Below are 12,560 nucleotides of genomic sequence, written 5' to 3' on the forward strand. Positions count from 1 at the left end.
CCGCCTGCGCGCCGCGCGCCGGCTCGCGGCCGGAACGGCGGCGTGATGCTCGGCCTCGCGTTACTTGCCGGGTGCGCCGCGCTCCCGCCGCAAGCCCCGCCGATCGCGACCGCGACGCAGCGGGCGACGCCCAGCGCCCGGCCAAACCGACCTGTCGGGCCTGTCACGTTCGGCTATAGCGGGTCGCGCATCCAGGGTGGCACGGTGGTCGGTATCGCGCCGGCCGGCACCAGCCTGTTGACCTTGGACGGCGTGGCCGTGCCGGTTACCGCCGACGGTCGTTTCCTGATCGCGTTCGATCGCGACGCGGGGCCCGCCGCGACCCTGCTCGCGACGCTCGAGGACGGGCGGCAGGTGCGCGACACGCTGGCCGTCGCGCCGCGCGCGTGGAACATTTCGCGGCTTGGCACGCTGCCCAAATATCCCGTGCCCGAGGCCGAATTCACCCGCCTGCGCCCCGCCGAGCTGGCCCAGATCGCCGCCGCCCGTCGCACGCAGGTCCAGTCGAACGGCTGGCGTCAGGCCTTTCTATGGCCGTCCACCGGGCGCATCTCGACGCTGTTCGGGTCGCAGCGGATCTACAAGAATGGCGAGGCCGGCTCCTACCATTCCGGCATCGATATCGCGCGCGCCACCGGCACGCCGGTGCTGGCACCGGCCGACGGCGTGGTGATCCTGGCCGCGGACCATCCCTTCACGCTGGAGGGCAATCTGCTGATGATCGATCACGGCATGGGCCTCAGCAGTGCGTTCCTGCATCTGTCGCGGATCGACGTGCGAGTCGGCGCGCGGGTCACGCGCGGGCAGGTGGTGGGGGCGGTCGGCAGGAGCGGCCGCGCGACCGGCCCGCATCTGCACTGGGGCATGAAGTGGCGCGAGGCGCGGATCGATCCGCTGCTGGTCGCGGGGCCGATGCCAGTCGACTGAGACCGCGTTCGCCTATAGCGGCGCGCCGTCCGAATCGTCCGCTTCCATCAGGCGCGCAACGGCGGTGCGCTCGGCCGGCGCGAGCCCCGGATGCCACACGTCGAAGATCAGCACGACCCGCGGCGCATCGCTGTCATTGGCCGCTTCGTGCTCGATCGTGTCGTCGAACACGAACGCCTCGCCGATGCGCCATGCGCGGGTTTCCGCGCCGACGCGGAACCAGCATCCGTCCGGCACGATCAGCGGCAGATGGCAGACCAGGCGCGTATTGGCGACGCCGGTGTGCGGCGGAATGCGGGTGTGCGGTTTCAGTAGCGAGAACATTGCATTGGGCGAGCGCCCCGCAATGCTCGGCTGACCGATCGGGCCGAGGGCGGCGATTGTCCGCGGGCAGGTCGCGGCGTTCGATCCGATTGCTGCGCCGTTCTGCAGCAGATGAAATGCGGTCCAGTCGAGCGAATGGTTCAGCGCCGCCCACTGCCGAACCGGCAGACCCGGATCGTATTGCACATAGGGTTCGGCGCGCGCGCCCTGGCGCTGCTGCAGCGCCAGATATTCGTCGCGTATGGTGTCCGTCTGCGCTTCCAGGGCTGCGAGCCATGGAAAGGCGTCGCGATCGTGGAACTCGCGCTCGGCCAGTCCCGGATAATGGTAATGCGTCGGCTCCGAATGATAGACCCGCGTGCGGTGCAGTGCGTTGCTGGCGAGGCGCGCGACGCGGCGACGCATCGTGTCGTCGAGATCGTCCTGCGCGGCGGCGATGCCGGCCCAGCGCGCGGCAATCGCGTCCTGATAGGCGGTGCCGACGCGGCGGGCGTGGTCGATCATTGCGGTCAGATGTGCCGGCACCGCGCCGTCAGGCAGTTGCGCCAGTGCACGGTTGTAGAAGCGCGCCGCATCGGCGCTGTTGCCCTGCATCTCGAACAGCCGCGCACGGCTGATCAATGCCATGAAATGCAACGGGTCGATCCGCAGCACGACACCGATCGCGTCCTGCGCCTCTTCCAGTTTGCCCTGCGCGCGGCGCAGCGCTGCGACTTTCATCCAGGCTTCGGCATGTTCGGGTGTCGCGGTGACGACCCGTTCGAGCAACGCCAGCGCACCGGCGACATCGCCGCGCGCGGCCAACGCATCGGCGTCGCGCTCGCGAGCGTCCATCGCGCCTAGCGGAGCCGCTTGGCGCGCACGGTCACCGCTTTCTCGAAGTCGGCGAAGAAAGAACTGAGCGCGCCGCGCTTCAAGATCACTTTTTGCCCCGGCTTGACCGAAAAGAAGACTGGGAAATCATCGGTCTGGGTCCACACCGCGCCGTCTTCCAGCGTGAAGACGATCCGGCCGCCTTCGCCCTGACGGGTCGATTTGATCGTCGCGGTCAGCTCCTTGATCTCGGGCTCGCCACTGCTGTCGAACAGCTTGATATTGGGGAGGGCAATGCCGAACAAAGTGCGCCGCGTCTTGCGGATCTCGGCCTGGTCGACCACGGCGATCCGGCGTTCGCGCACCGCTGTGTCGAACGCGCCGACTTCGCGATCGAAACAGGCAAGGCGCGCCGCATCCTCGGTGATCGCGCGGCAGGCCGCCAGTTTGCCGATCGCCGCGGCGGTCGACGGCTTGTCCTCCGCCCCTGCCGGTTGCGCACTCGTCAATAGTAACGTCGCCACCGCTATCCCGGCTGCCCCGCACGCAATCTTCGTCATGTCTTCCGCCCCGATTACGCCCTGTTGCAATTCTGCTACATGATGTTGCGAACTGCCATCCCGGGCATTGAACTGCGTTTACAACTCTCCCGCAGGGTTGCAAGCTTACCCTAGTCTGAACGACCGCACGGGCATGGGGTGCCCAGGCGTTTAGAAAAGGGAAGGAATCATAACAGTGATCAGCAAAACGAAGAGCGCTTTGTTGCGTGGTGTTGCGCCGATGTTCATCGGTGCCGCCGTATTCGCCTCGCCGTCCTATGCACAGGTTGCGCCGGATCCCGGCGTAGGCCCGGTCGAAGGTCAGGTCACGCAGGCCAGCGCCGATGGCGAAACCGAAGCCGCCAGCGACATCGTCGTCACCGGTTCGCGTCTGCGCTCGCCGAACCTCGAAGGCGCCAGCCCGGTCACCGTGCTGACCGCGGTCGAACTGAAGCAGACCGGCACGACGCGCGTCGAGGATCTGCTGAACTCGCTGCCGCAGGTATTCGCCGGTCAGAACTCGGGCTATTCCAACGGCTCGTCGGGCACCGCGAACGTCAACCTTCGCGGCCTCGGCTCGGAGCGCAACCTCGTGCTGGTCAACGGCCGCCGCCTGCTGCCGGGCGATCCGACGACCTCGGCTGCCGATATCAACGCGATCCCGGGCGCACTGGTGAAGCGCGTCGACGTGCTGACCGGTGGTGCATCCTCGGTGTACGGCGCCGATGCCGTTGCCGGCGTCGTCAACTTCGTGATGGATACCGATTTCGAAGGCCTGCGCCTCGACGGCCAGTATTCGTTCTACAACCACAACAATCGCGCCGGTAACGACGTGACGGGAGCGCTCAACGCGCGCCGCTTCGGCTATCCAGATGGCCAGACCGCCGATGGCGGCACGATCGACGCGACCCTGGCGTTCGGCACCAAGTTCGGCGACGATCGTGGTCACCTGACTGCCTATGCCGGCTATCGCAAGATCAACGCGGTGACCCAGGATCGTCGTGATTACTCGGCCTGCTCGCTCAGTGCGAATACCGCGGCTGATGCGACGTCGTTGGGACGCAAGTATAACTGCGGTGGCTCGGGTACCTCGGCTAACGGCACATTCTTCACGGGCGATTCAGCCGCCTTCCAGGTCGGCAGCGGCCGCACCTTCGTTCCCGGGTCGACGCCCTATAACTTCGCGCCGACCAACTACTATCAGCGCCCTGACGAGCGTTACACGGCCGGCTTCTTCGCGAATTACGAGATCTCGGATTCGATCAAGCCTTATGCCGAATTCATGTTCATGGACGATCGCACCGTCGCGCAGATCGCGCCGTCGGGCAATTTCGGCAACACGTTCAACATCAACTGCGACAACCCGCTCTTGTCCGCGCAGCAGCGCGGCATCGTGTGCGCCGCCAACAACCTGCTGACGCTGAACGAGGATCCGGACGGCAATCTCGTGAACCCGCCGCTCAACGCACCGTCGCAGACGGTGGGCCAGACCGGTCTCGCGCCGTTCAACTTCATCGATCCGCTGACCGGCGGCACGTACAACCGTGGCTTCCTGCAGCCACTGCGTCGTAACGTCGAAGGCGGCCCGCGCCGCGACGACCTGCAGCACACCAGCTACCGCTTCGTGGCCGGCGTGAAGGGCGATGTCAGCCCCGTGTGGAGCTACGATGCCTTCTATCAGTATGGCCGTACGAACTTCTCCGAGACGTATTTCAACGATTTCTCGGTGTCGCGCCTCGGTCGTGCACTCGACGTCGTGACCAGCCCGACGACGGGCGCTCCGGTCTGCCGTTCGGTGCTCGATGGTACCGATACGAACTGCGTCCCTTACGACATCTTCACCCCGGGCGGCGTGTCGCAGGCCGCGATCAACTATCTGCAGGTGCCGGGCTTCCAGCGTGGCGTTAACGGCGAGACGGTCATCAACGGCTCGATCACCGGTCAGCTCGGCCAGTATGGCGTTCAGTCGCCATGGTCGAGCGAAGGTCTCGGGATCGTGATCGGCGGCGAATATCGTCGTGAAACGCTCGAGTTCTTCTCGGACGCAGCGTTCCAGGCCGGTGATCTGGCCGGGCAGGGTGCGGCAACGCTTCCCGTCTCGGGCAGCTTCGACGTGAAGGAAGTCTTCACCGAGGCCCGCCTGCCGATCGTCAGCCAGAGCTTCTTCTACGATCTGACGCTCACCGGCGGTTATCGCTACTCGTCGTACAGCAACTCGGCCGGCAACACGTTCAGCACGGACACCTATAAGATCGAAGGCGAATTCGCCCCGATCCGCGACATCCGCTTCCGCGGCGGATACAACCGCGCCGTCCGCGCACCAACGATCCAGGATCTGTTCGCTCCCAATCGTGTCGCGCTCAACGGTTCGAGCGATCCCTGCGCCGGTTTCGCGATCACCGCGGCGAACGTCGGGTGTCTGGCACAGGGGCTGACCGTTGGTCAGGTCGTGGCCCTCAACCCGGCCGAGCAGTATAACGGTCTGATCGGTGGCACGGCGACGCTCAACCCGGAAGTCGCCGATACCTACACCGCTGGCGTGGTGTTGCAGCCGCGGTTCGTCCCGGGGCTGGCCATCTCGGTCGACTATTTCAACATCAAGTTGAAGAGCGCGATCCAGGGCATCGGTCAGGACACCATCCTGGCGGTCTGCACCCAGACGGCCGACCCGTTCTATTGCGGCCTGATCCAGCGCGACAATACGGGCTCGATCTGGCGCTCGAACCAGGGCTTCGTGACGGACGTGACGCGTAACATCGGTGGTGTTGCCACCAGCGGTATCGACGTCAACGCGAGCTACACCGTCGGTCTGGGCAGCGCGGGCAGCGTCGGGTTGAGCTTCGTCGGTACGTATCTCGACAAGCTCGAAACCGATACCGGCGTCGTCGTTCCGGGCAATAACGGCAAGTATGACTGCACCGGCCTGTACGGCAACGTCTGCGGCATTCCGAACCCCAAATGGCGTCATCAGGCGCGCGTGAGCTACACCGCTCCATTCGGGCTCGGCGCATCGCTGCGCTGGCGCTACCAGGACGGTGTGACCAACGAGGCGCTCGATTCGAACCCGAACCTGAGCGCTCCGGCAACCGGCGCACGTCCAGGCGTCGCCAAGCTGGACTCGGTCAGCTACTTCGATCTGGCACTGACGGCGCGTATCGCGGAGAACTACAACTTCCGCATCGGCGCCAACAACCTGCTCGACAAGCAGCCGCCGCTTACGGGGTCGCAGTCCTGCCCGGCCGGTCCGTGCAACGGCAACACGTTCCCGGGCACGTACGATGCCATCGGTCGCTACATCTATGCGGGTGTGACGCTCGAATTCTAAGCTGAACGCACGTCGAGACTATTGAAACGGCGGGCGGAAACGCCCGCCGTTTTTCTTTTGCGCGCTGCTGCGATAGGGAAGGTCATGTCCGCGACGGTGCCCCGCCCGATCCCTCGATCGACGATCGATTCCTCCGATATCATCGCAACGCTGCGCCGCGCGGTGAAGGGCGATCCGGATGCGGCGACGCGCTGCGGGATCCTCGCGATGCGCGCGCATCTCGAGGAAGAGGCAGTCGATCTGCTGCGGGCGGCGGCGGATCGTCACTGCGGCCATGCGACGCTGTCACAAGTTTTCGGGCTGGTCGCCCGCAATCTCGGCGATATGAAAACCGCCTGCGCCGCGCTTGCCCGCGCGCATCAGCGCGCGCCTGCCGACGCGCTGATCGCTCATGGCCTGGCGCGCGCGCGGATCGAAGCCGGATATCCGGCGATCGACGATTATCGACGCGCGCTCAAACTGGCGCCGGCCGAGAGCGCCGTGATCCTCGGCCTTGCCGCCGCGCGCTTCGCGGAACGCGACGTGGACGGCGCGATCGATCATATCGCGGGGATCGTCGCGCAACAGCCTTTGTGGCTTGACGGCCATGCCACGCTCGCCCGGCTGCGCGGGATGGTCGGGCGCGACGATGATATGGCGAGCTATCGCGAGGCGGTGACCAAGCTCCCCCAAGCCGCCGCTTTGTGGCAGGCCTGGCTTGCAACCCTTGCGGCAGCGGAGCGGTTTTCCGACATGGCGATGGTGGTGGCGGCCGCACGCCGCGCCGCGCCGGCCACGCCGGGCCTCGAACTGTACGATGCCGTGGCGGCAGACGAGACCGGCGATGTCGATCGCGCCGGCGCGATCCTCGATCGCCTGCCGTATCATGACGACGCCGCGATCATCATCCGCAAGGTGCGATCCCTGCTGCGCCGCGGGCGCCCGACCGAGGCCGCGGCACTGGCTGAATCCGGCACGGCTTTGGCAGGCGGCAACGGGCTATGGCCGTATGTCGCGCTCGCCTGGCGGCTGCTCGACGATCCGCGCTGGACGTGGCTGGAGGGTGACCCGAGCTTCGTGCAGGTCCACGATATCGGCGACCAGATCGGCGACTTGGCGGCCTTGGCGGCACATCTGCGCAAACTGCATATCGCCACGGCACAGCCGCTCGACCAGTCGGTGCGGGGCGGCACGCAGACCGATGGCGCCTTGTTCTCGCGGCTCGATCCGGAGATCGGCCGGCTCCGCGCAGCAGTGCAGAAAGCGGTGGCGGCCTATGTTGCCGCGCTGCCGCCGCCCGATGCGGCGCATCCCCTGCTCGGCGCGCGGCGCCGGCCGATCCGCTTCGCCGGCAGCTGGTCGGTGCGGCTGACCGGCGGCGGCCATCATGCCGATCATATCCACGGCCAGGGCTGGATCAGCTCGGCCTTGTACGTCGCGCTGCCGCCGGGGCTGGATGGCGGCGATCATGCCGGCTGGCTGACGCTCGGTGCGTCGCAAGCGCTGCTGCCGGGGCTCGCGCCGGTGCGCCTGATCGAGCCCAAGCCCGGCCGGCTGGTCCTGTTCCCCTCGACGATGTGGCACGGCACCAACCGCTTTCCCGCCGGCGAGCGGCTGACGGTCGCCTTCGACGTGGCCCGACTGATATGACGATGACTTCCCAACACACGGCGCGAAACGATGCGACCCTGCGCGCGATCAGCGATCTGATGCGCGGCGGGCGGCTGGCGGAGGCGCGCGTGGCGAGTGAGGCGGCGCTGGCCGAGGGCGATCGTTCCGAGGCGTTGCTGGGCCTGGCAGCAATGCTTGCAGCGCAAGGCAACGATCCCGCCGCCGCCGCCGGGCATCTCGAACAACTCGTGGCGCTTCGGCCCGACGACCGCGCGGCGCGGATCAACCTGGCGCAGGCATTGCTGGCCTTGGGACGGTTCGAGCGTATCGAGCCGTTATGCGCGCCGCTGGCCGGCGATCCCGGCGTCGACCGGTTGGTCGCCTTTGCGGTGCATCAGCTCGGCGATCTGGTGCGGGCCTCGACGCTGTACAGGCAGGTGCTTGCGCGCCTTGCCGACGATGCCGATAGCTGGGCCAATCTCGGGAACGTCCACGATGCCCTGGGCGAATCGGACGCCGCCATCGCGGCGTTCGAACGGGCCATCACGTTGCGCCCGGCGGATGTGCGCTTTCACCTTACGCTGGCAGGCATCCTCGAACGCGCGGATCGCGGCGCCGCACGCCGGAAAGTGATGCGCGATGCTGCCGCGGCGCGTCCGGAAGATCCCGACGTCCAGCTTGCGCTTGGTCTGGCGGAGGCGGCGATGGAAGACACCGCCGCCGCCGAGGCGGCCTTGCGGCGATCGCTCGCCGTAGCGCCGGAACGAAGCGATGCGCGGCTCGAGCTCGGCCTGTTGCTGGAGAACAACAACCGGATCGACGATCTGGAGGCGCTGATCGCGACCGGGCCGCAGGGGCTTCCCGAGCTTGCGTTGCTCGATGCCTGGGTGGCGTTCCGTCGGCATCGCTTCGACGAGGCGCGCGCGATCGCCGCATCGCTGCCGGAGACGCTCAATCCGATCCGCCGCTTCCACCTGCAGGGCGAGGCCGCGGACCGGTGCGGCGACGCGGCGGCGGCGTTCGATGCGTTTGCTCGGATGAACGCCGCATCGCTCGCCGCCGCCCCCGTCCCGCGGCCCGGGCCAAGCTATCGCGCGAAGGTGGTCGAGGCGATCGACGTGCAGCGGGCCGCGACGCCGGCGGATCGCGCGGTGGCGATGCCCGATGGGGTGCCGACGCCGGTGTTCATCGTCGGCTTTCCCCGCTCGGGAACCACCCTGCTCGATACGATCCTGGGACGATTGCCGAACACGCATGTGCTCGAGGAACAGCCGCTCATCCCCAATATCGAGCAGCGCATCGGCGCGCCGGAGCGGATCGCAGCGCTCGATCCGAAGGCGATCGCGGCATATCGGCAGGACTATCTCGCCGGCCTTCGGGCCATCGCGCCCGATGCCGCGGGCAAACGCATCATCGACAAGCATCCGCTGCATATGGCCCGCATGCCGCTGCTAAACGCGCTCTTCCCGCAAGCCCGGATCCTGTTCGTCGAACGGCATCCTTACGATGTCGTGTTGAGCTGCTTCTTCTCGAACTTCCGCTTGAACCAGGCCATGCGCAGTTTCACCGATATCGAGGAAGCCGCGCGAACCTATGACGCGGTCCTGACGGCCTGGTCACTGGCGCGCGAAACGCTCGATCTGCACGTGCATGCGGTCCGTTACGAGCGGCTGGTCGTCTCTTCCGAAGAAGAGATGCGGCCGGCGCTGTCCTTTATCGGCGCGGATTACGACCCCGCCATCCTGGATACTGCCGCCGCGGCCAAGATGCGCGGCCATGTGCGTACCGCGAGTTATGCCCAGGTGGCCCAGCCGATCTACCAGCGTTCGGTGGCGCGGTGGGAACGGTACCGTGATCAACTCGCTCCGGTGCGCGACATCCTTGCACCTTGGGCGACCCGCTTCGGCTATCCGTGTTGAGCCGACGTCGCCTGCGGTGAGCCGACTTGCCGGGGGCGGCGGACCATCGTGCCGCTTCCCGACACGGCGCGCCGCGTGCCGGGCAAGCCGGCCCCACGGTCATTCGTTCTTGTAGCGATTGGCCTGTATCCGATCGATGTCCCGGCGATCGAGCTCCTGGGCGTCGGCCCAGGCCTTCGCCGTGCGGCAGTCACGAACGGGCTTCAGGCGGCTGCCGGTCGTGTCGAGCGTCCGGCAGATCATCCGGTTTGGATCTTTGACCACCTTGCCGGATGGCGCGGCGGCCACTGCCGGAGCAGAAGTCTGAGCATTGGCAGCACCCGTCGCACCAAGTAAAACGGCAGCAAAACAAATATTCGTCAAACGCATCGCTCGACTCCACAAGGTTCGGATTGGTTGGACACGACCGTAGCTTGTCAGCCCCGCAGCGTCAGCGCAAGCTTCCCATCCCCTTCATCGACGCTGACGGTCGCGCCATCCTTGATCTCGCCGCGCAGGATCATGTCGGCCAGCGGATCCTGCAGATAGCGCTGTACGGCGCGCTTCAGCGGGCGCGCGCCATAGACCGGATCGTAGCCGACGCGGCCGAGCCATGTCCGCGCACCATCGGTCAGGTCGAGCGTGATCTTGCGGTCCGCGAGCAGCTTGCCGATGCGGCCGACCTGGATGTCGACGATCGGCGCCATCTCGCTCTGCCCCAAGCGGTGGAACAGGATGATCTCGTCCAGCCGGTTGAGGAATTCCGGCCGGAAATGCCCGCGCACCACCTCCATCACCTGCGGTTCGACCGTCGAGACATCCGCGCCGTCCGGCATCGCGGTCAGATACTGGCTGCCGAGATTGCTCGTCAGGATGATCAGCGTGTTGCTGAAATCCACCGTGCGACCCTGGCCATCGGTCAGCCGCCCGTCGTCGAGCACCTGCAGCAGGATGTTGAACACATCGCCGTGTGCCTTCTCGACCTCGTCGAACAACACCACCTGATACGGCCGACGCCGCACCGCCTCGGTCAGCACGCCGCCTTCCTCGTAACCGACATAGCCGGGAGGGGCGCCGATCAGCCGGGCGACGGCGTGCTTCTCCATGAATTCGCTCATGTCGATGCGCACCATTGCGCTCGGATCGTCGAACAGGAATTCGGCCAGCGCCTTGGTCAGCTCGGTCTTGCCGACGCCGGTTGGCCCGAGGAACAGGAAGGAGCCGAGCGGGCGGTTCGCTTCCTGAAGCCCCGCGCGCGCACGGCGCACCGCGGTGGAAACCGCGCGCACCGCCTGCTGCTGGCCGATCACGCGCTTGCCGATCGCTTCTTCCATGCCGAGCAATTTGGCGCGTTCTCCCTCGAGCATGCGATCGACCGGGATGCCGGTCCAGCGGCTGACCACGCCGGCGATATCGTCGGCGGTCACTTCCTCGCGTAGCATCGCGCCCTTGGCGACGCCCGCGGCGTCGTCGAGCTGACGTTGTAGGTCGGGGATGCGGCCGTAGGACAGCTCGCCTGCCTTGGCCAAATCGCCGGCGCGCTGCGCCTGTTCGAGCTCGAGCCGCGCGGCGTCGAGCTGCTCCTTGAGCTTGCCCTCAGCGGCGATCTTGTCCTTCTCGGCCTGCCAGCGCGTCGTCAGCTCGGCCGATTGCTGTTCGAGATTGGCGAGCTCGCCCTCGAGCGTCGTCAGCCGATCCTGCGAGGCCTGGTCGCTTTCGCGTTTCAGCGCCTCGCGCTCGATCTTGAGCTGGATGATGCGGCGATCGAGAGTCTCGATCTCCTCGGGCTTGCTTTCCACTTCCATGCGGATCCGGCTCGCCGCCTCGTCCATCAGATCGATCGCCTTGTCGGGCAGGAAACGATCAGTGATGTAGCGGTTCGACAAGGTCGCCGAGGCGACGATCGCGCCATCGGTGATGCGCACGCCGTGGTGCAGCTCGTATTTCTCCTTGAGCCCACGCAGGATCGAGATCGTGTCCTCGACGGTCGGTTCGTCGGCGAAGACCGGCTGGAAGCGCCGCTGCAGTGCCGGATCCTTCTCGACATGCTTGCGATATTCATCGAGCGTGGTCGCGCCGATGCAATGCAGTTCGCCGCGGGCGAGCGCCGGCTTGAGCAGGTTGGACGCGTCCATCGCGCCTTCGCCTTTGCCCGCGCCGACCAATGTGTGCATCTCGTCGATAAACAGGATGATGTCGCCTTCGGCTGCCTTCACTTCGTCGAGCACGCCCTTTAGGCGCTCCTCGAATTCGCCGCGATATTTCGCGCCCGCGATCAGGCTGCCCATGTCGAGCGACATCAGCCGCCGGCCTTTGAGCGTATCGGGCACGTCGCCATTGGCGATGCGCAGCGCGAGGCCTTCGGCGATCGCGGTCTTGCCGACGCCCGGTTCGCCGATCAGCACGGGATTGTTCTTGGTGCGGCGCGCGAGGATCTGGATCGTGCGGCGGATTTCTTCGTCGCGGCCAATCACCGGATCGAGCTTGCCGTCGCGCGCCGCCTGGGTGAGGTCGCGGGCGAATTTCTTGAGCGCGTCGAACTTGTCCTCGGCGCCGGCGCTGTCGGCGGTGCGGCCGTTGCGCACCTGATTGATCGCCGCGTTCAGCGCTTCCGGCGTCACGCCGGCGGTCTTCAGCGCCTTGCCCGCGCTGGTATTGAGCGAAAGCGCCAGCGCGACGAGCAGCCGCTCGACGGTAACGAAACTGTCGCCTGCCTTGGTCGCGATCTGCTCGGCCTGGTCGAGCACGCGCACTGCGTCGTTGTCGAGGCCGGGCGTCTGTTGCGCGCCACCGCCGGACACGGCGGGGATCTTCGACAAGGCAAGATCGGTCTCGGTCACGGCGCGCTTGGCGTCGCCGCCCGCCGCAGTGATCAGGCCGGCAGCCATGCCCTGTTCGTCCTCGAGCAATGCCTTCAGCATATGGTCGGGCGCGATGCGCTGGTGGCTCAGGCGGATCGCGACGGTCTGCGCCGATTGCAGGAAGCCCTTCGCGCGGTCGGTGAATTTTTCGATGTTCATTGGTCGCCCCAATAGTCTGTGACCGCAATGTAGTGTGGTAATTCTGTCACACAAGCTGTGGAGGTTACTGACAGACGTGACGGTTCTGCGCTGGCGCCGGCGTCGGCTTGGTGTACCACACGGA

Annotated in this window: 8 protein-coding genes; 4 read left to right on the top strand and 4 right to left on the bottom strand. The window is 66.5% G+C overall.

The window, feature by feature from the left end; translation table 11 throughout:
- Positions 1–45: 45 nt before the first annotated feature.
- Entirely contained in the window at positions 46–927 is an 882-nt protein-coding gene (locus NV401_RS04970; protein ID WP_261293578.1) for a M23 family metallopeptidase, read from the top strand.
- Between the two features lie 12 nt (positions 928–939).
- Here the strand turns inward: NV401_RS04970 and NV401_RS04975 are convergent, their stop codons facing one another.
- Complete coding sequence (locus NV401_RS04975; RefSeq protein WP_261293287.1) at positions 940–2,085, bottom strand: aspartyl/asparaginyl beta-hydroxylase domain-containing protein; 1,146 nt, start codon at positions 2,083–2,085, stop codon at positions 940–942.
- A 5-nt stretch (positions 2,086–2,090) separates the two neighbouring features.
- Positions 2,091–2,624 carry a hypothetical protein gene (locus NV401_RS04980; RefSeq protein WP_261293288.1) on the bottom strand — a complete coding sequence of 178 codons (534 nt, stop codon included), beginning with the start codon at positions 2,622–2,624 and terminating at the stop codon, positions 2,091–2,093.
- Between the two features lie 175 nt (positions 2,625–2,799).
- Between NV401_RS04980 and NV401_RS04985 the strand changes: the two genes are divergently transcribed.
- From NV401_RS04985 to NV401_RS04995, 3 genes are all read left to right on the top strand, one after another.
- Entirely contained in the window at positions 2,800–5,928 is a 3,129-nt protein-coding gene (locus tag NV401_RS04985; RefSeq protein ID WP_261293289.1) for a TonB-dependent receptor domain-containing protein, read from the top strand.
- Between the two features lie 84 nt (positions 5,929–6,012).
- On the top strand, positions 6,013–7,557 hold the full coding sequence (locus tag NV401_RS04990; protein ID WP_261293290.1) for a putative 2OG-Fe(II) oxygenase: 1,545 nt from the start codon (positions 6,013–6,015) through the stop codon (positions 7,555–7,557).
- Between the two features lie 2 nt (positions 7,558–7,559).
- The gene (locus tag NV401_RS04995; RefSeq protein WP_261293291.1) at positions 7,560–9,437 is read left to right on the top strand and encodes a tetratricopeptide repeat-containing sulfotransferase family protein; all 1,878 of its coding nucleotides are present in this window, start codon (positions 7,560–7,562) and stop codon (positions 9,435–9,437) included.
- 99 nt (positions 9,438–9,536) lie between these two features.
- Here NV401_RS04995 and NV401_RS05000 read toward each other — a convergent pair whose 3' ends face one another.
- Both NV401_RS05000 and clpB read right to left on the bottom strand, forming a co-directional pair.
- A complete protein-coding gene (locus tag NV401_RS05000) occupies positions 9,537–9,806 on the bottom strand; it encodes a hypothetical protein (protein WP_261293292.1) in 270 nt (89 codons plus the stop codon).
- Positions 9,807–9,853: 47 nt separating this feature from the next.
- Positions 9,854–12,436: an ATP-dependent chaperone ClpB gene (clpB, locus tag NV401_RS05005; RefSeq protein ID WP_261293293.1), complete on the bottom strand. Its 2,583-nt coding sequence runs from the start codon at positions 12,434–12,436 to the stop codon at positions 9,854–9,856.
- Between the last annotated feature and the right edge of the window lie 124 nt (positions 12,437–12,560).

Source organism: Sphingomonas hylomeconis, from assembly GCF_025370105.1.
GTDB classification, from domain to species: domain Bacteria; phylum Pseudomonadota; class Alphaproteobacteria; order Sphingomonadales; family Sphingomonadaceae; genus Sphingomonas; species Sphingomonas hylomeconis.